Source organism: Mesorhizobium sp. WSM4840, from assembly GCF_055811755.1.
The window spans coordinates 57,665-80,402 of sequence record NZ_JBVVQD010000007.1; the positions used below are offsets into that span (position 1 = coordinate 57,665).

The 22,738-nt window shown below is 63.6% G+C and carries 22 protein-coding genes and 1 pseudogene; 11 read left to right on the forward strand and 12 right to left on the reverse strand.

Annotated elements, in window-relative coordinates:
* Positions 1-4: 4 nt before the first annotated feature.
* On the reverse strand, positions 5-604 hold the full coding sequence (gene pncA / locus AC0L3I_RS12030) for a bifunctional nicotinamidase/pyrazinamidase (RefSeq protein WP_473488406.1): 600 nt from the start codon (positions 602-604) through the stop codon (positions 5-7).
* A 313-nt stretch (positions 605-917) separates the two neighbouring features.
* Here pncA and AC0L3I_RS12035 point away from each other — a divergent pair, with 313 nt between their 5' ends.
* The 6 genes from AC0L3I_RS12035 to AC0L3I_RS12060 are packed head-to-tail and all read left to right on the forward strand — an operon-like array spanning position 918 to position 8,213.
* Positions 918-1,781 carry an FAD binding domain-containing protein gene (locus AC0L3I_RS12035; protein WP_473527036.1) on the forward strand — a complete coding sequence of 288 codons (864 nt, stop codon included), beginning with the start codon at positions 918-920 and terminating at the stop codon, positions 1,779-1,781.
* A 38-nt stretch (positions 1,782-1,819) separates the two neighbouring features.
* On the forward strand, positions 1,820-4,759 hold the full coding sequence (locus tag AC0L3I_RS12040; RefSeq protein ID WP_473527132.1) for a molybdopterin-dependent oxidoreductase: 2,940 nt from the start codon (positions 1,820-1,822) through the stop codon (positions 4,757-4,759).
* Positions 4,756-6,297, forward strand: coding sequence for a 6-hydroxynicotinate reductase (locus AC0L3I_RS12045; RefSeq protein ID WP_473488408.1), 1,542 nt, complete (start codon positions 4,756-4,758; stop codon positions 6,295-6,297). The genes AC0L3I_RS12040 and AC0L3I_RS12045 overlap by 4 nt, the downstream gene beginning before the upstream one ends.
* Positions 6,297-7,178, forward strand: a complete 882-nt coding sequence (locus AC0L3I_RS12050; protein WP_473527037.1) for a UPF0280 family protein — start codon at positions 6,297-6,299, stop codon at positions 7,176-7,178. Before AC0L3I_RS12045 ends, AC0L3I_RS12050 begins: the two co-directional genes overlap by 1 nt.
* The gene (locus AC0L3I_RS12055) at positions 7,171-7,755 is read left to right on the forward strand and encodes an amino acid synthesis family protein (protein ID WP_192358270.1); all 585 of its coding nucleotides are present in this window, start codon (positions 7,171-7,173) and stop codon (positions 7,753-7,755) included. The genes AC0L3I_RS12050 and AC0L3I_RS12055 overlap by 8 nt, the downstream gene beginning before the upstream one ends.
* Positions 7,752-8,213: a MarR family winged helix-turn-helix transcriptional regulator gene (locus AC0L3I_RS12060; protein ID WP_095491183.1), complete on the forward strand. Its 462-nt coding sequence runs from the start codon at positions 7,752-7,754 to the stop codon at positions 8,211-8,213. The genes AC0L3I_RS12055 and AC0L3I_RS12060 overlap by 4 nt, the downstream gene beginning before the upstream one ends.
* A 92-nt stretch (positions 8,214-8,305) precedes the next feature.
* On the opposite strand, the gene AC0L3I_RS12065 is transcribed toward AC0L3I_RS12060, so the two are convergent.
* The 3 genes from AC0L3I_RS12065 to AC0L3I_RS12075 are packed head-to-tail and all read right to left on the reverse strand — an operon-like array spanning position 8,306 to position 12,182.
* Complete coding sequence (locus tag AC0L3I_RS12065) at positions 8,306-9,274, reverse strand: substrate-binding domain-containing protein (RefSeq protein WP_473527038.1); 969 nt, start codon at positions 9,272-9,274, stop codon at positions 8,306-8,308.
* Positions 9,271-10,599 (reverse strand): ABC transporter permease, encoded by a 1,329-nt coding sequence (locus tag AC0L3I_RS12070; RefSeq protein ID WP_473527039.1) that lies wholly within the window; start codon positions 10,597-10,599, stop codon positions 9,271-9,273. Before AC0L3I_RS12070 ends, AC0L3I_RS12065 begins: the two co-directional genes overlap by 4 nt.
* Positions 10,596-12,182, reverse strand: coding sequence for a sugar ABC transporter ATP-binding protein (locus AC0L3I_RS12075; RefSeq protein ID WP_473527040.1), 1,587 nt, complete (start codon positions 12,180-12,182; stop codon positions 10,596-10,598). The genes AC0L3I_RS12070 and AC0L3I_RS12075 overlap by 4 nt, the downstream gene beginning before the upstream one ends.
* Before the next feature lie 219 nt (positions 12,183-12,401).
* Between AC0L3I_RS12075 and AC0L3I_RS12080 the strand changes: the two genes are divergently transcribed.
* On the forward strand, positions 12,402-13,421 hold the full coding sequence (locus AC0L3I_RS12080; RefSeq protein ID WP_473527041.1) for a LacI family DNA-binding transcriptional regulator: 1,020 nt from the start codon (positions 12,402-12,404) through the stop codon (positions 13,419-13,421).
* Between the two features lie 89 nt (positions 13,422-13,510).
* Here AC0L3I_RS12080 and AC0L3I_RS12085 read toward each other — a convergent pair whose 3' ends face one another.
* The 4 genes from AC0L3I_RS12085 to AC0L3I_RS12100 all read right to left on the reverse strand — a co-directional run bounded on the left by AC0L3I_RS12085 (position 13,511) and on the right by AC0L3I_RS12100 (position 17,864).
* The gene (locus AC0L3I_RS12085) at positions 13,511-14,512 is read right to left on the reverse strand and encodes an LLM class flavin-dependent oxidoreductase (protein WP_473527042.1); all 1,002 of its coding nucleotides are present in this window, start codon (positions 14,510-14,512) and stop codon (positions 13,511-13,513) included.
* A 6-nt stretch (positions 14,513-14,518) separates the two neighbouring features.
* Positions 14,519-15,289 (reverse strand): arylamine N-acetyltransferase family protein, encoded by a 771-nt coding sequence (locus tag AC0L3I_RS12090; protein WP_473527043.1) that lies wholly within the window; start codon positions 15,287-15,289, stop codon positions 14,519-14,521.
* Positions 15,290-15,383: 94 nt separating this feature from the next.
* The gene (locus AC0L3I_RS12095) at positions 15,384-16,580 is read right to left on the reverse strand and encodes an AI-2E family transporter (RefSeq protein ID WP_473527044.1); all 1,197 of its coding nucleotides are present in this window, start codon (positions 16,578-16,580) and stop codon (positions 15,384-15,386) included.
* 222 nt (positions 16,581-16,802) lie between these two features.
* A complete protein-coding gene (locus AC0L3I_RS12100; protein ID WP_473527133.1) occupies positions 16,803-17,864 on the reverse strand; it encodes an LLM class flavin-dependent oxidoreductase in 1,062 nt (353 codons plus the stop codon).
* 231 nt (positions 17,865-18,095) lie between these two features.
* Between AC0L3I_RS12100 and AC0L3I_RS12105 the strand changes: the two genes are divergently transcribed.
* Entirely contained in the window at positions 18,096-18,524 is a 429-nt protein-coding gene (locus tag AC0L3I_RS12105) for a DUF6481 family protein (RefSeq protein WP_023801556.1), read from the forward strand.
* A gap of 87 nt (positions 18,525-18,611) precedes the next feature.
* Here AC0L3I_RS12105 and sugE read toward each other — a convergent pair.
* From sugE to AC0L3I_RS12120, 3 genes and pseudogenes are all read right to left on the reverse strand, one after another.
* Positions 18,612-18,926: pseudogene (gene sugE, locus AC0L3I_RS12110) on the reverse strand (quaternary ammonium compound efflux SMR transporter SugE).
* 215 nt (positions 18,927-19,141) lie between these two features.
* Positions 19,142-19,267: a hypothetical protein gene (locus AC0L3I_RS12115; RefSeq protein WP_023801558.1), complete on the reverse strand. Its 126-nt coding sequence runs from the start codon at positions 19,265-19,267 to the stop codon at positions 19,142-19,144.
* A complete protein-coding gene (locus tag AC0L3I_RS12120; protein WP_473488461.1) occupies positions 19,260-19,550 on the reverse strand; it encodes a hypothetical protein in 291 nt (96 codons plus the stop codon). The genes AC0L3I_RS12115 and AC0L3I_RS12120 overlap by 8 nt, the downstream gene beginning before the upstream one ends.
* Here AC0L3I_RS12120 and AC0L3I_RS12125 point away from each other — a divergent pair.
* The gene (locus tag AC0L3I_RS12125) at positions 19,480-20,310 is read left to right on the forward strand and encodes a transglutaminase-like domain-containing protein (RefSeq protein WP_473488418.1); all 831 of its coding nucleotides are present in this window, start codon (positions 19,480-19,482) and stop codon (positions 20,308-20,310) included. The genes AC0L3I_RS12120 and AC0L3I_RS12125 overlap by 71 nt on opposite strands.
* A gap of 99 nt (positions 20,311-20,409) precedes the next feature.
* Positions 20,410-20,814: a GFA family protein gene (locus AC0L3I_RS12130; protein ID WP_123147327.1), complete on the forward strand. Its 405-nt coding sequence runs from the start codon at positions 20,410-20,412 to the stop codon at positions 20,812-20,814.
* Between the two features lie 4 nt (positions 20,815-20,818).
* Here AC0L3I_RS12130 and AC0L3I_RS12135 read toward each other — a convergent pair whose 3' ends face one another.
* Positions 20,819-22,078, reverse strand: coding sequence for a DNA recombination protein RmuC (locus AC0L3I_RS12135; protein WP_473527045.1), 1,260 nt, complete (start codon positions 22,076-22,078; stop codon positions 20,819-20,821).
* Positions 22,079-22,183: 105 nt separating this feature from the next.
* Here AC0L3I_RS12135 and def point away from each other — a divergent pair, with 105 nt between their 5' ends.
* Positions 22,184-22,729, forward strand: a complete 546-nt coding sequence (gene def / locus AC0L3I_RS12140) for a peptide deformylase (protein ID WP_473527046.1) — start codon at positions 22,184-22,186, stop codon at positions 22,727-22,729.
* Positions 22,730-22,738: the final 9 nt, after the last annotated feature.

Here is a 22,738-nt window from a genome sequence, read left to right on the forward strand (position 1 = left end):
ATGTTCAAGCCAGCGTCACGCCGGCATCGCGCATTCGGTTCAGCATCGTCTCGACGGAGCCATTGAGATCGATGCCGCGGCAGGCGTCGAGCCGCACTGTTGTGTGAAAGCCGTGCTTGACCGCGTCGAGCGCCGAGAAGGCGACGCAATAATCGGTCGCCAGGCCGACCAGGGTCAACGTGTCGATGCCGCGCTCCTGGAGATAGCCGGCAAGGCCAGTCGGCGTCGCATGGTCGTTCTCGAAGAAAGCCGAATAACTGTCGATCTCCGGGCGGAAGCCCTTGCGGATCACCAGTTCGGCCTTGGTCCAGGCAAGGCCCGAATGGAAATCCGAACCCAGGCTGCCCTGGATGCAGTGGTCCGGCCACAGCGTCTGCTGGCCGTAAGGCATGCCAATCGTTTCGAACGGCTGCTTGCCGGGATGACTGGAGGCAAAGCTCGAATGGCCGGCGGGATGCCAGTCCTGCGTCAGCACGACATGCTCGGTCCGCCGGATCAGATCGTTGACCAGTGGCACGATCTCGTCGCCGCCGGTCACCGCCAGCGCGCCGCCTGGGCAGAAATCGTTCTGCAGGTCGATGATAACAAGCGCTTCGTCGGCCATGGAGCCTCCCTCTTGTTTGTCCCGGAGGCATGAAGTCTGCCGAAACGTGGAATCCGGTGTTCGAACCCACCGAAAAATGCCGCTGACGCAACGGATGCAGAAACTTGACCAGATGGCCGGCTGCGTCAACTCCAACGGCGTAACAAATGCGTGCCGTCGCGCCGATGCCGGCGCTGGCGCAAAACTCTGGCTTTGACAATTCCTGCCGGCTTGATATCATTTGCATACGAATGAATTTGACCGGTTCGGACGCCGGAAAGGCTCCGTCGGGAAGCCCCTTTCGAGGAGGCCCATTTTTCTGGGAAGGCAAAGCGTGATCCGTTACGCGAAACCCACCACCATAGACGAGGCGCTCGCTTTGCTTGGCGAGGCTCCGTGGCGCATTCTTGCTGGCGGCACCGATTTCTATCCGACGCAAGGAGCCACGCCTTTCCGCGAAAATGTCCTCGACATCAACGGTCTCGCAATGCTGCGCGGTATCGCCGAAACCGAGGTCCATTGGGTTATCGGTGCGCGCACGACCTGGACCGATCTTGTCCGTCATCCGCTGCCGGCGGCTTTCGATGCGCTGAAGCAGGCGGCGCGAGAAGTCGGCTCCGTGCAGATCCAGAACGTCGCCTCCATCGCCGGCAATCTCTGCAATGCCTCTCCGGCCGCCGACGGCGTGCCGGCGCTGCTCGTCCTCGACGCCGAGGTCGAACTGCGCACGGTTGCGATGGTCCGCCATCTGCCGCTGGAAAAATTCATCCTGGGAAACCGCCGCACAGAACTGCAGCCGGGCGAAATGGTCACCGCCATCCGCGTGCCGAAAAACGCGGCCACCGGCACGTCGGCTTTCGTGAAGCTCGGCGCGCGTCGCTATCTCGTCATTTCGATAGCCATGGCGGCGGCCCGCTTGACCATTGAGGATGGCCTCGTCGGCAACGCTGCCGTCGCCGTCGGGTCCTGTTCGGTTGTCGCCAAGCGTCTCTCGGGCGTCGAAGCAGCCTTGCGCGGCCTCCCGGTTGACCACGCCCTCGCCACTGCGATCCAGTCTGCACCGATGGACGAGTTGTCGCCGATCGGCGATGTGCGCGGCAGCGCCGAATACCGGCTGGACGCCGCGCGCGAGATTGTCGCCCGCGCCGTTCTCGGTGCCGCGGGTCACGCGTTGAATGACAAGGCGGTGGCGGCATGAGCAAAGCGCAGCCTGGCATGACCAAAGCTCAGCCTGGCATGAGCATGGCTCAGCCTGGCATGAGCATGGAACGCGTCGACATCATCTTCGAGGTCAACGGCGCCGCCGTTTCTGTCTGCGTGCCGCCGGTTCGCCGTCTCTCTTCGGTGCTGCGCGACGAATTGCGCCTGACCGGCACCAAGATCGGCTGCGACGCCGGCGACTGCGGCGCCTGCACGGTGCTCGTCGACGGCGAACCCGTCTGCGCCTGCCTCATGTCAGCGGCTTCTGCCGCTGGTACCGTGGTGACGACGGTCGAGGGTCTCGCAAACGGCAGATTGTCGGCGCTGCAAGCCTCGTTCCTCGATCATGGCGCGGCGCAGTGCGGCATCTGCACCCCCGGCCTGCTAATCGCGGCGACAGCACTTCTGGAGAGGACGCCCAACCCAACCGAGGCCGAAACCCAGGATGCGCTGGGCGGCGTCCTCTGCCGCTGCACCGGCTACCGCAAGATCATCGCTGCGGTGATGAATGCTGGACGTTTCGCGAGCGAACTCTCGACCGACGGCGCTGCCCCTCATCCGCCTGCCGGCACCTTCTCCCCGCATTGTGAAGGGGAGAAGGGACAAGCTCCAGCGCCGGCGTCCCCCTCTCCCCGTCTTTCACGGGGAGAGGGGGAGGGTGACGGGCAGCACCAACGTCAGCGGCTGGATCTCGACCTTGACCGCAAAATGCCAATCTCAGGCCACGCCGTCGGTTCCTCTCCGATCAGGCTCGACGGCCTGCCGAAAGTTACCGGCGGCGAAAAATTCGGCGGCGATTCCTTCCCGGCCGACGCGCTGGCGGTGCTGGTGGTTCGCTCGCCGCATTATCACGCCCGCTTCGCCTTCGGCGATCTCGACGCCTGGGTGAAAGTCCATCCCGGCATCGTCGGCGTCTTCACCGCTGCCGACATTCCGGGAAAGAACTGCTTCGGCGTCATTGCGCCTTTTGCCGACCAGCCGGCGCTGGCTGAAGGTTTTTCGCGCTTTCGTGGCGAGGCGGTGGCGCTGGTTGCCGGCGAGCGCGAGGCCATCCTCGATCTCGATCTTTCGGATTTTCCTGTTCGTTGGACCGAGATGCCGCACCTTCTGCAGCCTTGCGAGGCGCAGGCCGGCGGCGTGCAGCTGATCCACGAGAACCGGCCGACAAACCTGCTCACATCAGGCTTTGTCGAGCGCGGCGACCCGGAGGCCGCCCTTGCCGGCGCTGCCTTCATCGTTTCGGGCGCCATCGACACGTCCTATGTCGAGCACGCTTACATCGAGCCTGAGGCCGGCTATGCCTATATGGACGACGGTACGCTCGTCGTCGTCGCCTGCACGCAGGCGCCCTACATGGACCGCGACGACGTGGCCAAGGTGCTTGGCCTTGCCGTCGACAAGGTGCGGATCGTGCCGACCGCCACCGGCGGCGGTTTTGGCTCCAAGCTCGACGTTTCGTTGCAGCCGCTGATCGGTCTGGTCGCGATCAAGACCGGGCGGCCGGCGGCACTCGCTTATACCCGTCATGAATCGATGATCTCGACCACCAAGCGTCATCCCGCCGAGATGACGGCGACCATCGGCGCCGATGCCGATGGCCGCATCACCGGCATGGTCTTTGCCGGCGATTTCAACACCGGCGCCTATGCGAGCTGGGGACCGACCGTCGCCAACCGCGTACCGGTGCATGCCTCCGGTCCCTATGCGACGCCGAACTATCGCGCAGAGGGCCGCGCCATTCACACAAATGGCCCGATCTCCGGCGCCTTCCGCGGTTTCGGCGTGCCGCAGGCGACGATCATGCAGGAAACGCTCTACGACGAGCTGGCCGAAAAGCTTGGGCTGGATCGGCTCGATTTTCGCGTTAGGAACTGCCTTCGTAACGGCTCCGAAACGGTTACCGGCCAGAAGCTGGAAGCGGGCGTCGGCATTGCCGAGTGCCTTGAAGCGCTGCGGCCGCATTGGATGCGTGCGCTTGTCGATGCCGATACATTCAACAGTGCCAATGACAGCAGGAGACGCGGGGTCGGTGTCGCCTCCTGCTGGTATGGCTGTGGCAACACCTCGCTGCCCAATCCGTCGACCATCAGGGTCGGCATCTCCGCCTCTGGCGATGTCGTCCTGCATCAGGGCGCAGTCGATATCGGGCAAGGCTCGAACACGGTCATCACCCAGATCTGCGCCGACGCGCTTGGCTTGCCGCTGGAAAAATTCCGGCTGAAAAGCGCCGACACGGCGATCACGCCGGACGCCGGCAAGACGTCCGCCTCGCGCCAGACCTTCGTGACCGGCAAGGCCGCCGAAAAAGCCGGCCGCGCCTTGCGCGAGACTGTGCTGCGCTTCGCCAATGTGTCGGAGAAAGCCGCGATCGCTCTCGATGGCACAAGCCTGGTCATCCGCGAGGGCGAAGCGACACGGCATATCGATTTGTCCACGCTGAAGGCCGATGCCGACGACTTGGTCTTTCGCGCCGAGGAAAGCTATGACCCGCCGACCCTGCCGCTCGACGCCAAGGGCCAGGGCAAGCCCTATGCCGTTTATGGCTACGGCGCGCAGATCGCCGAACTGGAGGTTGACCTCAAGCTCGGCACGGTGGAGCTGATCAAGATCACCGCAGCGCATGATGTCGGCAAGCCGATCAATCCGCTGCTCGCCGAAGGCCAGATCGAGGGCGGCATCGCACAAGGCATCGGCATGGCGCTGATGGAGGAGTACATTCCCGGCCGCACCGAGAATTTGCACGATTACCTGATCCCGACGATCGGCGACGTGCCGCCGATCGAGACTATCCTGATCGAAGTTCCGGATCCGGAAGGACCCTTTGGCGCCAAGGGTCTGGGCGAGCATGTGCTGATCCCGACGGCGCCGGCGATCCTCAACGCCATCCGCCATGCCACCGGCGTCCTGGTCACCAAAATTCCCGCGACGCCGACCCGTATCCGCGCCGCGATACGCGACAAGGAGGCACGCCGATGAGCGAGCTTGCCGAACGCTTCGAGACGCATGATCCCGGCGAGAAGCAGGTGGCGGAAAAAATCCGCTGCGATGCCTGCCCGGTCATGTGCTACATATCAGATGGCCGCACCGGCGCCTGTGATCGCTACGGCAACGTCGGCGGCAGGATCGTGCGGATGGATCCGCTGACCATCCTCGACCACGCGACCGAGGCCGGCGGCGCGGTCGTGCCGTTTGTCGCCGAGGGCGAAGAATGGGACGGCGAACTGGTCAACACCGGCCGCCGCTTCGTCACCGCGATCGGCGCGGGCACCACCTATCCCGACTACAAGCCGGCGCCATTCATCGTCAGCCAGGAGGTCGAAGGCGTCGATCTCGTCACCGTCGTCACCGAGGGCATCTTCTCCTACTGCGGCGTCAAGGTGAAGATCGATACCGACCGTCATATCGGCCCCGAAACGGCGACGGTCCGCTCGGCGGGCGAGGCGATCGGCCATGTCACGACAGGCGAATATGGTTCGCAGATGCTGTCGCTGGGCGGCGTGCATCATCTGACCGGCGGCTCCAAGGCCGAAGGTCGCGCCACCTGCGATGCGCTGCTCAATCTATGCAACCGCAAGCCGGTCGAGCTCGCTATCGACGGCGGCGCTGTGGTCATCGTCGAAGCCGGCAAGCCGCCGGTCATCGACGGCAAGCTCGAACATCGAATGCGCGTCGGCTGCGGCTCTGCCACCATCGGCATGTTCGCCACCCAGTGGCGCGGCCTGGTCGACGAGGTGGTGGTGGTCGACGACCACATCACCGGCGTCGTCTCCGAGCATCAGGCGGGCAAGGTGCTCGGCTGGCAGGACACGGGGATAAAAATCGTCGGCCGCCGTTCGACGCCGGGCCGCTATTTCAAGGTGTCAGAGCCGGGCCTCGGCTGGGGCGGCACCAGCATTTCCGATCCGCTGTCGATCCTTGGCGAATGGAATGCGAAGAAGGGCGCGCGTCCCGGCCTGTCGCTGCTTATGGTCTCGACCACCGGCGAGCAGTTCGCCTATTACGAGCTCGACGACGCGTTGAAGCCGGTGCAGAAACCATTCCCCGAGCGGCTGCAGAAATCCGTCGGCCTGATCGAGGAGAATTGCGAGCCGGCGCTATGCACCGTGCTGTTCGTCGGCGGTGCCGGCGGCTCGCTGCGCGCCGGGGTCACCGAGAATCCGGTCAATCTGACCCGCTCGGTGCAGGGCCTGACGACTTATGTGACGGTCGGCGGCGCGCCGGTCTATGTCTGGCCGGGCGGCGGCATCACGCTGATGGTCGATGTCACCCGCGTGCCGGAAGGCGCCTTCGGCTATGTGCCGACGCCGGCGCTGGTGGCGCCGATCGAGTTCACCCTGCGCCGCGACGATTATATCAGGCTCGGCGGCTACGAAGCCGAGATCCGCAGCGTTGACGACATTCTGGCCAAAGGTGGCGAGTATCTCAACCCGCGCCGCGGCACGGCTGCGCCGGCCCGCAATCCGTGGCCGCCGCTGGCGCAGTTGCGGCGTGCAGCCGGCAACGGGGTCGGGTGATGAACGGGCCGCAGGTACGTTGGCTTGAGGACGGCAGGCGGCTGCATCTCAATCATGGCCCGATCGACCTGATCATCGAGGCATTTGGCGATGCGGACGAATGCCGCGCCGCCTATGGCCAGGCGGTGGCGCGGTTTCAAACAATCCTGCAGGAGCTCGTCGACGAATTGCCAGAACTGCGCCGCCCGGCCTCGTCGCGACCACGTGCTTTCGCTGGCCCGACGGCGCGACGCATGGAGTCGGCGGTTGTTCCGCTGGCGAAACAATTCATCACGCCGATGGCCGCGGTCGCCGGTTCGGTAGCCGACGAAATGCTTGGTGCGGTGCTGGCTGGCCGCCGGCTCGATCGCGCCTACGTCAACAATGGCGGCGACAGCGCGATCCATCTCGGCAACGGCCGGTCCATGACCGTCGCCATTGCCGGGACGGGCCACGGACTGGCAGACCGGATCACGATCCGTGCCGAAGACGGGATCCGCGGCATCGCGACAAGCGGCTGGCGCGGCCGTTCCTTTTCGCTCGGCATCGCCGACGCTGTTACCGTACTGGCGCGGACCGGTGCTGAAGCCGATGCCGCCGCGACCCTGATCGGCAACGCCGTCGACCTGCCCGGTCATGGCGCCGTCGAGCGCATGCCGGCGCGCGATCTGGCGCCCGACAGCGACCTTGGCGATCGCCTGGTCACCCAAGCCGTCGGCGCGCTTTCATCAGGCGAAATAGCCGCCGCGCTCGACAGTGGGATCGCCGTCGCCGAAGAGTTTCGGCGACATGGCCTGATTGCCGCTTCAGCCCTGTTCCTTGCCGGTCAGGCACGGATCGCCGGTCACATGGCGCTCGTTGCGCCCAACGAGAAATCAAGGAAGGAAATTGCCCATGCCTGAGTTTGCGATCCGCAAGATTGCGGTGCTGACGGAGGAGATATTTCATGAGGGCGGGCCGGTGGCGAAGGTGCCGCGCCGCCGCGCCGCAGCCATGGCGGTGGTGAAGAACCCTTTCGCCGGCCGTTACGTGGAAGACCTCCAGAGCGCCATGGACGATCTGAAGCCGCTCGGGCTGCTGCTCTCCGACAAGCTGATTGCCGCATTGGGTGGCGACGTGAAACAGATCGACGGCTACGGCAAGGGCGCCATCGTCGGTATCGCCGGCGAGCTGGAGCATGGCGCGCTGTGGCATGTGCCTGGCGGCTATGCCATGCGCGAGCGGCTCGGCGACGCCAAGGCGATCGTGCCATCGGCAAAGAAGGTCGGCGCGTTCGGCTCGCGGCTCGACGTGCCGCTCGGCCATATCAACGCCGCCTATGTGCGCAGTCATTTCGATGCCATGGAGGTCGGCATTAGCGACGGGCCGCGTCCCGACGAGATCCTGTTCTGCCTCGCCATGACCTGCGGCCCGCGCGTGCACGACCGCATGGGCGGCCTCGCGGCAAAAGACATCAAGGCGTGGGACGGACTGCGGTGAGCGCCGAAGACATCAAGCTCAAGCTGGTCGAGGCAGAGGAGCCTGACGAAAACGATTACCGCTTGCAGGAGCAGGTCGGCTTCATCCTGCGCAAGGCGCACCAGCGCCATGTCTCGATCTTCGCCGCGCACATTGCCGACCTGACACCGCCGCAATTCGCCGCCCTGGCCAAATTGCACGATGTCGGCGAGACCTCGCAGAACCAGCTTGGCAGCCTGATCGCCATGGACGCCGCGACGGTGAAAGGTGTCATCGACCGGCTCAAGGCGCGCGGCCTGGTCGAGCTTTCCAAGCATGAGGTCGACAAACGGCGCCTGCTGGTCAATCTGACCGCTGAAGGCCGCAATGCCGTCGAGCGGCTGATCCCGATCGCCCGCGAGATCACCGAGGAAACGCTGGCGCCGCTTTCGGCCAAGGAGGCCGCGATTTTCATGAGGCTTTTGGCCAAGCTGGCGTGAGCGCGGCCTTGGTCAGCGCTGCCCCTCACCTGCCTGCCGGCATCCTCTCCCCCGTAGAACGGGGAGAGGGCGCCGTCATCGACGACTTCGTCTCAGAGGCCGTTGTCCTTCAGGATCTGGGCGGCATTTTCCTTGGTGATCTTCTGCGTCGGCAGCGTGATGGTCTTTTCGACCTTCTCGCCGTTCAGAAACTTGATCGCCTGCCGCAGCCCTTCGGCACCCGGTGTCACATAGGTGAACGTCGCCGTCAGCTCACCATTGGCAACAAGCTGCACGCCTTCATTGGGCAGGCCGTCGATGCCGATGAACTTGATGTCCTTCTCGCGGCCGACATCCTTGGCGGCAAGATAGGCGCCGTAGGCCATCGGATCGTTGTGACCATAGACGAGGTCGATCTTCTCGTTGTTGCGCAGTGCCGTGGCCATGATGTTGTAGGCCTGGTCCTGTTTCCAGTCGCCCGACTGCTGGTCGAGCAAATATTTTATGCCCGGCTCCTTGTCAGTGAATTCATGGAAGCCGTCATGGCGGTCATGTGCCGGCTGAGTACCCATTCCGCCCCAGATCTCGACGACATTGCCGGCGGCCTTGCCCTTGCCGCCGAGCAATTCGACGGCGTATTCACCGGCAGCCCGGCCGATCAGCTTGTTGTCGCCGCCGACGAACTGCGTGTAGTCCTTGGTCTCGACGTTGCGGTCGAGCACGAAGACCGGGATCTTGGCGTCGATCGCCTGCTGCACGACGCCGGTCAACCCAGCGGATTCCTTCGGTGACACCAGCAGCGCGTCGACTTCCTGGCGGATCAGGTTTTCGACATCGGCGACCTGCTTTTCCGTCTTGTCCTCGCCGTCGGTGACGATCAGCTCGACTTCCGGATTTTTGGCGGCCTCAGCCAGAATGTCCTTGTTGAACTGGGCGCGCCAGGGCTCGATGGTCGTCACCTGCGAGAAGCCGATCTTCCACTTCTTGTCCTGCGCGTAGGCGTTGCCGCTGGCCAAAAGCGCGGTCGTGGTCAGCAGTGCCGCGGTGACAACGGCGAGCTTCAACAATTCACGTCGTTTCATTTCTTGTTTCCTCCAAGATTTAGAGACGGGGTCTCTTTTGACGGCCGCTTTGCTGCGGTCGTTTCCTTGCGCGCCTGCCCGCCCCAGAGAGGCGCAATTGCCAGGCGCAGATAGAAGAGAAGATCAACGGCATTGCGCTCCTGGACGAGCACGGTGCCGATGATGATCATCCCCTTCAGTACGAGCTGAAGGTTCGAATTGATGTTGTGCAATTGCAGGATATTCGAGAGCAGTCCGAAGATCAGCACGCCGCAGAATGTGCCGATGAGGCTGCCGCGTCCGCCCATCAGGCTGGTGCCGCCGATGACCACGGCGGCGATGGCATCGAGCTCCAGCCCGGCGCCGGCATCCGGCTTGCCTTGCCTATATTGCGCGACATAGAGCACCGCCGCCACGCCGGCCAGCAGCCCGGACATGGCGTAGGTGGCGATCTTGACGCGGCCGGCGGCGATGCCGGACAGCCGTGCCGCCTCTTCATTGCCGCCGATGGCATAGACGTAGCGGCCGAACGGGGTGAAGCGCAGCACCGCGCCGTAGATCAGGATCGCTCCGAGGAAGAACAGGCCCGGCATCGGAATCACGCCGAAGACCAGCGAGCGCAGCATCTCGAAATCGGCGGTGGCGTTCGACCCGGTGTAGACCGGCAGCACCGCATTGTTCTGGCCGGCGGTCAGCCGGGCGATGCCGAGCGCCGTCACCATCATCGCCAGCGTGACGATGAAAGGCTGCAGCCGCCCGGCAACGATGATGAAGCCGTTGAGTGCGCCGAACAGCAGGCCGACGCAAGGCGCCACCAGCAACACGCCGACCACGCCGAACTTTGAGCCAACCTGCGGCAGCAGGTACCACAGCACGAGACTGCAGAGGATCACCCCGACGATGCCGGGCGTGACCAGCCCACGAACGCTATCCAGCCTGATGGCGTGGGTGGTCTGCGGGCCGGCGCGGGATTTTTCGATGTTCAGGAAGATGAAGCGGGTGACCAGAATGCCGAGGCAAAGGGCGACCACCGCAACTGTCGGTACCCCCAGCACCACCGCCGGCGTGACGCCCGGAACCGTCAGCAGCATGGCGCAGACCACGGTGCAGATCGCCATCAGCGAGCCGACGGAAAGATCGATGCCGCCGGTGATGATCACTGCCGTCATGCCGGTGGCGATCAGGCCGGTGGTCGACACCTGGCGCAGCACATCGAGCAGATTGCCGTAGGACAGGAAGATGTTGTTGCCCTTGGAGCTGATCGGCGAGCCCAGCACGCCGATCAGGAAGATGGCGATCAGGCCCCAATAGAGCTTCGTCCGGGACAGGATGTTCAAGATGCTCATGCGGCAGGCCTCGTCATGGTCCGGCGCGGCGCCGCGAGCCGCATAATGGCCTCCTCGCTGGCTTGCGCGCGCGAGAGGATCCCCGTCTGGCGACCATCGGCCATGACCAGGATGCGATCGGAAAGATGCAGCAGCTCCGGCAATTCCGAGCTGATGACGGCAATGGCGAGCCCGTCTCGCGCCAGCTTGAAGATGAGATCGTAGATCTCGCGCTTGGCGCCGACATCGATGCCGCGTGTCGGCTCGTCCAGCAACAGCACCCGCGGCCGCGTTGCCAGCCATTTGCCGATGACGACCTTCTGCTGGTTGCCGCCGGACAGTGTGCCGGCCGGCTGCTCGATGGTCCCGCAGCGAATGCCGAGCGCCTTGACCGCTTGCCGCGCCAGGCCTTGCTCGGCGGCCCGCGAGCGAAGGCCGAACCGCGCCAGCGCGCCGACCAGCGGCAGCGCGACATTGTCGGTAATCGAGGCCTGAAGATGCAGGCCTTGCGTCTTGCGGTCCTCGGTCACCAGAGCGATGCCGAGCCGGCGGGCGTCGCGCGGTGATCGGATTTCCACCGGCTCGCCATCGAGCCGGATTTCGCCGTCGGCACGTCCGCCGCTGGAGCCGAAGATGGTCTCCAGGATTTCGGTGCGTCCCGAGCCCAGCAGCCCGCCTATCCCCAGAATTTCCCCGGCGGCAAGATCGAAGCCGACGGCGTCGAGCGCGGTGCGCCAGCCGTGGCGGTCTGGTTTCGACAGCGACAGGCCGCTTACGGAGAGGACGACCCTGCCGCTGGGGCCACGCTCTTCCTGGGAAGAGGCAAGCAGGTTTCGCCCGACCATCGCCGAAATGATGGTGTCTTCGTCGAGCTTTGCCATCGCCTCGGTCAGCACGTGGCGTCCATCGCGAAACACGGTGACCCGGCTGGCCAGATGCATGACCTCGTCGATGCGGTGCGAGATGTAGACGATCGCCACCCCGCGGTCGGCGAGCTGGCGGATGATCCGGAACAGCCTTTGGCATTCAGCCGGCGAAAGCGCCGAAGTCGGCTCGTCCATGATCAGGATGCGCGCCGACATCGACAGTGCCTTGGCGATCTCGACCAGCTGCTGCTCGCCGACGCGCAAGCTGCCGACCCGCGCTTCCGGGTTGAGCTCGATACCGAGCCTATGCAGCAGGGCGCCGGCGGCATGGCTGCTTGCCTTGCGGTCAACGATAAGTCCGGCGATCAGCTTCTCGCGCCCCAGGAAGATATTATCCGCAACGCTGAGCTCGGGGACGAGATTGAGCTCCTGGTGGATAATGGCGATGCCGGCATGCTCGGCGTCGCGGACCCCGGCGAAACGGACCGGATGGGCATCGACGTTCACCGTTCCGTCGTAATCCGTATAGATGCCGGAGAGGATTTTCATCAGCGTCGACTTGCCGGCGCCGTTTTCCCCCATCAGCGCATGGACCTCGCCGCGCCGCAGGTCGAAGCCGACATCGACAAGTGCGGCGATGCCGCCGAAGGTCTTGGAGATGTGCTCGGCGTTCAGAACGATGGCCGGGTCGGCGTCAGCCGCAACATCTCCGGACGTGCTGGAATTGCCAGGCTCCATGACAAGAACGGCCTCCCTTCCGTCGTCGTCGAATGTCTCAAACGCTAATCTAAACGTTTCGATCATGTCAAGCCGGTATCTGATGAGACGGGATTGATGCATTTCAATTCTTGCGCAAATCTGCGAGATTCCGTAGGTATTGCAGCCAGAGGGCGGTGAAACGTTTCGAAAATGATGGCGTCAAGGCGAAAAAAGCAGCGAAAGTCCACGGCCCCGACCATGCTGCACGTGGCTGAAGCGGCGCGTGTTTCGGTCGCCACCGTCTCGGCGCTGATCAACGGCACCGCGACCGTCAGTCCCGAGCTCAGCCAGCGCATCGAACAGGCGATCCGAGACATCGGCTACAAGCGCAACGCGATTGCCCGCAGCCTGAAGATGGGTACGACCCGCACCATCGGGCTTACCGTTCCCCACATCACCAATCCGTTCTTCACCGATGTCGTTTCGGTTATCCAGCAGGCATTCGACCGCGCCGGCTATGCGGTTATGCTGTGCTGCACGGACGAGGATCTGAACACGCAGGATGACCAGATCAGGCTGCTGCTCGACCGGATGGTCGACGGGCTGATCGTTGCGCGCGTTGGCGACGGCGCGATCCTGAAGAGAATTGTCGACGACGCCAACGTGCCGGTGGTGCTGCTCGACCGCGTTTGCGAAGGCGTCGATACCGACACCGTCGTTCTCGACAACCAGCGCGCGGTGTTCGACGCCATCAGCTATCTGATCGATCTCGGCCACCGGCGGATCGGCTACATCTCCGGCTCGTTCGACATCTCGCCCATGCATGAACGCATGACAGGGTATCGCGAGGCACTCCAGGCCGCCGGTCTGCCGGTTGAGAATGAGCTCGTCCGTTTCGGCAATTTCCATGAAGTCGACGGCTACAACGCGACGATGCAGCTGCTTTCGCTGCACGACCGCCCGAGCGCGATCTTCTCGGCCAACAACCCGATGGTGATCGGCACCATGAAGGCGATCCGCGATATCGGGCTGTCCTGCCCCGAGGATATTTCGGTCGCCTGCTTCGACGATTTTCCATGGTCGGACGTGTTCCAGCCGCAACTGACCACGGTCGCACAACCGGTCAAGGCGATCGGCGAGCAGGCGGCCAATCTGCTGCTCGACCGGCTCGCCGGAAACAGGGACGCGCCGCCGCGCAAGCTGGCGCTCAAGGGACGCCTGATGATCCGCAATTCATGCCGGCCACTGGGGGCGATCGCACAAAGCGTCAGCGCCTGATGCATGTCGCCCAAAAGCATGCCCTCGGGCTTGAACCGAGGGTGCGCAGCGGTTTTGGGATAACAACATGCATCAAATAAGAAAGACCATCATGCCGCTTCCGACAGCGATTTGTGGATGTCGGCCAGGATCTCGAACGACCGCACCCGCGCTGCGTGGTCGAAAATCTGCGCGGTAACCATCAGCTCGTCGGCGCCGGTGCGCTGCACGAACGCCTCGATGCCTTGCCCGACCGTTTCCGGGGCGCCGACGACGGCGCAGGACAGCGCCTGGCCAAGCATGGTTTTGGTCATCGGGTCGAGGTCGCGCTCGTACCCTTCGACCGGCGGCGGCAGTCGGCCGGGCCGGCCGGTGCGCAGATTGACGAAGGCCTGCTGCAGCGAAGTGAACAACAGCCGCGCCTCGGCGTCGGAGGGCGCCGCGAACACGTTGAGACCGAGCATGACATAGGGCTTGTCGAGCTGTTTCGACGGCTGGAAGCGCGAGCGATAGATCTCCAGTGCGTGGTCGAGTTCGGCCGGTGCGAAATGCGAGGCGAAGGCGTAGGGCAGGCCGAGCATGGCTGCGAGCTGCGCGCCATAGAGGCTCGAGCCCAGAATCCAGATCGGCACCTGCTCGCCCTCGCCGGGCACGGCTCGGATACGCTGGCCGTCTTCGGCCGGCTGGAAATAGCCCATCAGCTCGACGACATCCTGCGGAAAACTGTCGGCGCCGGCCTCGAGGTTGCGGCGCAGCGCGCGCGCCGTGCCCATGTCAGTGCCCGGCGCCCGGCCGAGGCCGAGGTCGATACGGCCGGGATGCAACGCCGCCAGCGTGCCGAACTGCTCGGCGATGACCAGCGGCGAATGGTTGGGCAGCATGATGCCGCCGGCGCCGACGCGTATCGTCTTGGTGCCGCCGGCGACATGGGCGATGACGACCGATGTGGCCGCACTTGCGATGCCCGGCATATTGTGATGCTCGGCCAGCCAGTAGCGCTTGTAGCCCAGCCGCTCGGCATGGCGAGCGAGATCGAGCGAATTGGCGAGCGATTGCGAAGCGTTGCTGCCTTCGACGATCGGCGACAGGTCGAGAACGGAAAGAGCGGTCATGGCGTCTTAGGCCTCCAGGATTTTCTTTTGTCGCGCCATGGCCTCGAAGGCTGCACGGTCGGGAATGGCGATTTCGAGCGGGCCTTCCAGCACGTCGGCGAGTTCGGCGGCTGTCGCTATCTCGATCTGCTCGGTACGGCCGCCGAGATGATGCGTCGACAGCCGGTTGTTGCGGAGCGCATAACGGCGGCCCGGCAAGGCTCGTGCCGCGATTACGGAGGAAAGGAAGTGCGAGGTTGGGTGGGTCGATAGGAAATGGTTGCTGACCGAATAGTCGACCTCATAGTTCTGCTGCATGTCGAAGCGGTAAATTGTCCGCCAATCGCCGCCGACATTGGCCTGCAGCCGAAAATGATCGCCTGTCGCAATCATGCGGAATGTCTCATGTGGGGTCTTTTGCTCGAGACCCGGTCGAAGCAGGAGCGGCGCTGTCAGCGTCAGTCCGCCGAAGCCGATATCGGCAATGTAGGTTCGGCCGTCGAGTTCGACGCGCAGCAACATATGGCTCCGTGCGGTTATGGCATCATCGGGCTGGCCCCAAAGAACGCGTGCGGCAAGGCCGCTGACGACGAAGCCAAGCGCCTTCAGCACATGCATGAAAATGAGATTGTGCTCGAAGCAATAGCCGCCGCGACCCCGAGCGACGATCTTTTCCTGCAGCGAGGCGAGATCGAGACGAACCGGATGGCCTAGAAACGGATCGAGATTTTCGAACGAGATTGCCTGCGGGTGTAAGAGATGGAGCGACTTCAGCGTTTCCAGCGAAGTGTCCCTCAAGCCGGTGTATCCGATGCGGCGAAATAGGCGTCGATGTCGAAGGAGATGTCGGTCATGGAAGGGAGCCCGGCTTTGACCGGCTCGATATAGGCATTCAATCCGGGCGCCGCAAACGCCGCGCGCCGGTTTGCGCTGCAGCACTGTCCATCTCCTCGATGAGTTCTTCTTCAACCACCGCCGTATGCTGCGCCGCCAGGAAATTGCCGACGTGGCCGAGGCCGTCGAAATGATCGCAGAACACCTTGATGACGACCAGCAGCGGCACCGCCATCAGCGCGCCGACGAAACCCCACAGCCAGGACCAGAAGGCAATTGCAATGAGGATCGCCACGGCGTTGATCTCTAGGCGCCGGCCGACCACCGTCGGCGTCACGAATTGGCCTTCGACGGTATCGCACAACAGCACGAAGGCCGGCGCCAGCAGCGCGTAGGAGATGCTGTCGAAGCTGATCAGCGCGATGATCGTGACAAGCGTGATCGTAATCAGCGCCCCGATATAGGGCAGGAAATTAAGCAGAGCCGCTGCTGCGCCCCAGACCTGCGGGTTGGGCACGCCGAGGGCCCAGAGGCCGAGTCCGATGACCACGCCCAGGCATGTATTGATGACGGCGACGGTAAGCAGGTAGTGCGAGATTTCACGTTCGACATCATAGACGACGCGCAGTGCCCGCTTCTTTTCGCTGAGACTGGGGAAGGATTCGACGATCTTCTCATAGAACATCGTGCCGGAGGCGAGCAGGAAGAGCGACAGGACGAAGACGATGATGAGGCTGGTGCCCGCCGACAGCAAATTGCTGGCGGCTTGTGGGAGAAGGCCTGATTGCGCCATGGCTACCCGCTGGACGCCCGGCCCTTGGGAGGTCTGCGTCAGTCCCTCTATCTGCCGCGAAATCTCCATGATCCTTTCGAAAGGACGCCGCAGTTGCGCGAGACGTTCGGTCAGCTGCTGGCCAATCACCGAGGTGTTATTGATGAGGTCGATGACCGGGCCGCTGAGCAGATAGCCGGCCACGGCAAGGATGCTGACCGACAGCACCACGAGCAGTGTCGCCGATATCACATCGGGCATGCCGTGTTTGCGCAGGAAGCGGACGATCGGCGTCAGCGTCAGCGCTAGCAGGAAAGCCAGGATGACCGGCATGAAGAAGGCACGGGCGAAGGAGAGCGCGTAGATCGCCATAAGGATGAAGATGCCGACGAGCAGCGAACGAATCAGGTGCATGTCCGCACGCGCCTCGACGCGCGGATCCGGGCTCTCTGCGGCGCCCGAAGCGGCGGGTTCGGCTTTCATTCTGACCCTCGGCGGCACACTGCGATTGGTGTACGCTGTTGGCGGAAACGTCTTTGCGGCTTCAAGGTTCCGTTAGAGCGACGTGCGTCCGCTTGGACGCACAAAGTACGCTCTAACACTTTTGAATCTACGCCTCGTGCTTTCCGAAAATCGATTCCGATTGCGGGCCGATGCGTTAGCCGGCGCTGACGATGACCTTAGCCCTACGATCTTGCCGGCGAATCAGGCGGCTGGCGCAGCCACGGCGGGAATGGCCTTCGCCGTTTCCTTGCGCACGATCGGCGCCACCTTGGTGCCGTAGAGTTCGATCGCCTTCATGACCGTGGCGTGCGCCATGGTGCCGATTGCCATTTGCAGCAGGAAGCGGTCGTTGCCGAATATCTTGTGCTGGGCAACGATCTTTTCGGCCACCTGTTCTGGATTGCCGACGAACAGCGCGCCGCTCGGGCCGCGCGACTGGTCGAAATGTGCTCTCGACGTCGGACCCCAGCCGCGCTCGCGGCCGATGCGGTTCATCACCTCGGCCTGCGGCCCATAAAAATCGTCAGCCGCCTGGTCGGTGGTCTCGGCGATGAACCCGTGGACATTGAGGCTGGTGGCGAGATCAGCCGGATCGTTGCCGGCCCGTTTGGCCGCCTCCCTGTAGATGTCGAACAGCGGCGCGAACCGCGCCGGCTCGCCGCCGATGATAGCCAGCGCCAGCGGCAGGCCGAGTGCGCCGGCCCGCGCGGCGGACTGCGGCGTGCCGCCAATCGCGATCCAGATCGGCAATCTGTCCTGGAACGGGCGGGGGTAGACGCCGCGATCGTTGATCGGAGCGCGCAGCCTGCCCGACGAGGTCACCTTGACGCTGTCGCGTATCGCAAGCAGCAGGTCGAGCTTTTCGGCAAAGAGCTCATCATAATCTTCGAGATTGTAGCCGAACAGCGGAAAGGATTCGATGAACGAGCCGCGCCCGGCCATGATCTCGGCCCGGCCGCTTGACAGAAGGTCGAGCGTCGCGAACTGCTGGAAGACACGAACCGGATCGTCGGAGGAAAGCACGGTGACCGCGCTGGTCAGCTTTATACGCCTGGTGCGTTCGGCCGCTGCGGCCAGTGCCACGACCGGCGCTGAAGCCGCATAATCGGGACGGTGATGCTCGCCCAGCCCAAACACGTCGAGGCCGACCTGGTCGGCCAACTCGATCTCCTCGATCAGGTTGCGCAGCCGCTCATGCGCACCGATGGCACCTGGGCCCGGTTCCGGACTGACGTCGGCGAAGGTGTAGAGACCGAGTTCCATCATCTGTCATCCTGGCGTTTTGTTTTTCGCGCTACAGGTAGCGACCAGTCCGCCGCGCCGCCAGAGGGCCGGATGGTGAACAGTGCATGTCCGTTTCAGCCGAATTCAGCCGAAAAGGCGTCTCCCGGCTGCAACAGCTCAGAATTTCATGGCTGGCATACCGTTTTGGCGCTTGAACTCTGGGTTTTCACGCGTATGTAAGCCTCGCAAATTGACTCCAGGGAAGTGGACTTGGCTATCTATAGGGAAAAAGACGTTTTCGAGCGGCGCAATGCCGCAAACGAGGCAAAGAAGGCGCTTCTCGAGCGCTTCAAGGCAAAGCCGGCAGCGGACGATCCAGCGGTGCTGGCACGACAGGCCGAACGCAAGGCAATCCTCGAAGCCCGTGCGATACGCGAGGCCGAAAAGGCCAGGCTGAAGCAGGAAAAGCTGGCGCGCGAAGCTGCCGAAAAGGCCGAGCGCGAAGCTGCTGCCGAAGCAGCGCGTATTGCTGCGGAAGAAGCGGCGCAGGCGGAAGCGAAGATCCGGGAAGCCGAAGAGAACGAGCGCATCGCTCGTTTGCTTGCCGACGAGGCCGAGCGCAAGGCCAAGCGCGACGCGCGCTATGCGGCGCGCAAGCAGCGCACCGGCAGGACGCCTCCGGGCTTTTCCGCTCGCTAGCGCTCCTACAGCCCGATTTCACCAATCAAATTCAGGGCCGCCTTGCAGCGGCCCTGAAGGCGTTTGTGCTGCGGCCTTGCTGCAAAACTAGGCCGCGAGTTTCAATCCCATGATGCCGCAGACGATGAGTGCGATGCAGGCCAGCCTGATCGCGGTCGCAGGCTCGCCGAGCAGCCAGATGCCAAGCAGCGCCGTGCCGACGGTGCCGATGCCGGTCCACACAGCATAGGCCGTGCCGACCGGCAGCATCTTCAGTGCCAGTCCGAGCAAGGCAAGACTGACGACCATCGAGACAACCGTCAGGACAGTCGGCAGCGGCTTCGAAAAACCATCAGTGTATTAGAGGCCGATCGCCCAGCCGATCTCGAACAGGCCAGCGAACAAGAGAACAATCCACGACATCGGAACGCTCCATTGGATTGCGGGTCGTCCCGGTCTTTTCGGAAAGCGCGAAGTCGTCTTCGCTGCATTGATCGCGAAGTCGCCTTCGCTGCATTGATATGGAAATTTCGGGTGCCCAATCAACAGCAGCGCCGACGGCATTTCAGGACCAATCGCTGGATGTCGATTGGTCCTGAAATGCCGTCGGTCATGACCTTGCGCCGAAACGCCGAGGCTTACTTGTCCTTGAGTTTGGTCGCCTTGACGGGCGGCGCTTTCAGGGTCGGGGCAGCGGCGGGTTTCTTTGCGTCCTTCTTCGGCTTGCGGGCTTCTTTGCCCGCCTTCATCGCACCTTTAGCCATGATTCGTTCCTCCGATTGTGGCAAGCGAAATGAACCAAGAGAAACGTCCGACCGCAAGAGGCATAATCTGGCGCGCCTGCGTCAGCCGGCGGCCGTCAACCGTTTCTAATTCGCTCGTAAACCGCGCTGGTCCGTGCGATGATCCTTTTTTGCACTGCAGCACAGCCCGTGCCTTCGCCGGGTGATGATCCGGCAGGCCGGTCAGGACGACAATGCGAATCCATATCGGCTGCGAGATGAGCTTCGATTTTCCGCAGGAAACGCCGTTGATCGCGATGCTCAACGTCCACTATTCCCGCGCGTCGGATCTCGATCGGCCGGATTTCCTGACCTCGAACCCGCCGGTACCGATCGAGAGCTACCGCGACAGTTTCGGCAATTGGTGCAACCGTCTTGTTGCCCCGCCCGGGCGCTTTACCTTCGGCACGGACGCGGTGATCCGCGATCCCGGAACCTTCGAGATCGGCGATCTGGTGGCGTGGCAGCACGAGGTGCGCGACCTGCCGTCGGAGACATTGCTGTTCCTGCTGCCCAGCCGCTATTGCGAGAGCGACGTGCTGGCGAGCGAGGCGTGGCGGCTGTTCGGCCACACACCGCTCGGCATTCCACGCGTGCAGGCGGTCTGCGATTTCGTCCACAACCACATTATCTTCAATTACGGCAATGCGCGGCCGACGCGCACCGCGGCAGAGGCCTATCGTGAGCAAAGCGGCGTCTGTCGCGACTTCGCCCATCTCGCCGTCGCCTTCTGTCGCGCCTTGAACATCCCGACGCGCTACTGCACCGGCTACATCAGCGACATCGGCCTGCCGAAACCGTGGTCGGACATGGATTTCGCCGCCTGGATGGAGGTCTATCTCGGCGGCCGCTGGCATGCCTTCGATCCGCGCAACAATGCGCCGCGCATCGGCCGTATCCTGATCGCCTCCGGCCGCGACGCAGCCGATGTGCCGCTGACCCATATTTTCGGGCCGGGCACGCTGGCCGGCTTCAAGGTCTGGACGGAAGAGGTCATCGAACAGGCGTCGGCGCAGCAGTCTTGAACCGCCGGATGCTTCGCGCGTTGTGAATGCCTGTGGAACTGCGGCGGCTGCGCCGTTAAGCTCGAACGCGTCGAGGCGCAGCCGAAGGGAGGAGCGAAGATGAAAATCGACGGCGGGTGCCATTGCGGCGCTATCACCTACGAAGCGGAGGTCGATCCGGAAAAGACCAGTATTTGCCACTGCATCGATTGTCAGCAGCTGACCGGCACGGCCTTCCGCGTGACCGTGCCGGCGCCGGAGGACCACTACCGGATCACCAAGGGCACGCCGAAGATCTACATCAAGATCGCATCGAGCGGCGCCAGGCGCGCCCAGGCCTTTTGCGGCGAGTGCGGTTCGCACCTCTATGCCACGTCGGTCGGCGACGGGCCGAAAGTCTACGGCATCAGAGTCGGCACGGCGCGGCAGCGCGAACAACTGATCCCGAGAAAACAGATATGGCACCGCTCGGCGCTGCACTGGCTGCCGGAGTTCGAAGGCATGACGACCGTCGAGGAGCAATAGCCTCTCAGTCGTCGCCTTCGACGACCCTTAGTCTCAGCTGACCGGTCTTGGAGTCGGCGACGCGCGCACCCGCTTCGGCCTTCGCGCTGGCCCCCGATCCGGCGTCGCCCTCCGTCGGCTGCGCGCCGAACTCCAGCGCCTCGATCTTCTGGCCGCGCTTGGTCACCTTCGACGTCGAGACGAGGATATCGTCGATATCCTTGGCCGACTGGCCGAAATGGCTCTGCAGCTTGCGCACCCGCTCGTCGAGGCGCGAGACATCCTCCATCAGCCGGATGACTTCGCCCTGGATCAGATGCGCCTGCTCGCGCATGCGGGCGTCCTTGAGGATCGCCTGGATGACCTGGATCGACAGCATCAGCAATGACGGCGAGATGATGACGATTCGGGCACGGTGCGCCTTGTGGACAATCCCCTCGAAATTCTCGTGGATCTCCGCGAACACCGATTCCGACGGCACGAACATGAAGGCGGTGTCCTGCGTCTCGCCCTGGATCAGGTATTTTTCTGAAATATCGCGGACGTGCACCTCGATGTCGCGCCGAAACGCTTGGGCTGCGACCTTCTGCAAATCGACGCCTTCGGCGGCACGGATGGCGTTCCAGGCTTCCAGCGGAAACTTGGCGTCGATGGCAAGTGCGGGCGCGCCATTCGGCATCTTCACCAGGCAGTCGGGCCGGCTGCCGTTCGACAAGGTCGCCTGGAATTCGTAGGCACCGTGCGGCAGGCCGTCGGCGACGATAGCCTCCATGCGAGACTGGCCGAAGGCGCCGCGCGTCTGCTTGTTGGAGAGGATCGCCTGAAGCTGAACGACCTGGCCGGCGAGCGACTGGATGTTGCCCTGCGCCGTATCGATGACCGCCAGCCGCTCCTGCAGTCTGGCGAGGCTCTCATGCGTCGATTTCGTCTGCTCGGTCATGGTCTGGCCAAGACGGCCGGTCATCGCGTCGAGGCGTTGACCGATCGATTGTGTGAGTTCGGCCTGCCGCGCCCCGAACACTTCGGCGATGGCGCCCATGCGGCCCTGCATCTCGGCCTGGCTTTGCAAAATGCCGGCCATCCGCGCCTCCGCGTCACGGGCGTGGTCGGCGGCTTCGGCGGCAGCCACCGCACGCGCCTTGGCCGAGCGCCAGAGCGCGACGACGAGCGCCACGAACAGGCCCAGAAACAGGATCGCGCCGAATGCCAGTGCGTAGCCGAGCGTGATCGTGGTGGCGCCGAGCCGGGCGATTGGTTCGGACAGGATGGAGGTCAGGTCATTCATACGGGGCAGCATAGATGATTCGGCCTGACGGCACAGATCAAAACGTGAACGGCGCTGCAAATGCCCCGGTTGACGCTTTTCGTGCGAGGTCTTAGGTGAGACGCCATGTCGATCAAGCCGCTCATCATCCTTCCCGATCCCGTCCTGCGCCAGGTCTCGAAACCGGTCGAGCGCGTCGACGCCGCTTTGCGCAAACTGGCCGACGACATGCTGGACACGATGTATGATGCGCCGGGCATCGGTCTGGCGGCGATCCAGGTCGGCGAGCCGCTGCGCATGCTGGTGATCGACCTCGCCAAGGAAGACGAGCCGCCGGCGCCGCATGTCTTCATCAATCCCGAGATCCTCGAGAGCGCCGATCAGCGCTCGGTCTACGAGGAGGGTTGCCTGTCGATCCCGGATTACTATGCCGAGGTCGAGCGCCCCGCCGCTGTGCGGGTGAAATATCTCGATCGCGACGGCAAGCTACAGGAGATCGAGGCCGAAGGGTTGATGGCGACTTGCCTGCAGCACGAAATCGACCATCTCAACGGCGTTCTGTTCATCGATCACATCTCGAAACTGAAGCGCGACATGGTGGTGAAGAAATTCAAGAAGCTTGCGAGGGAGAAGACGCCGGGCAGCAAGGCGCCGGGTAAGTTGGTGGGATAGGGCTCAAAA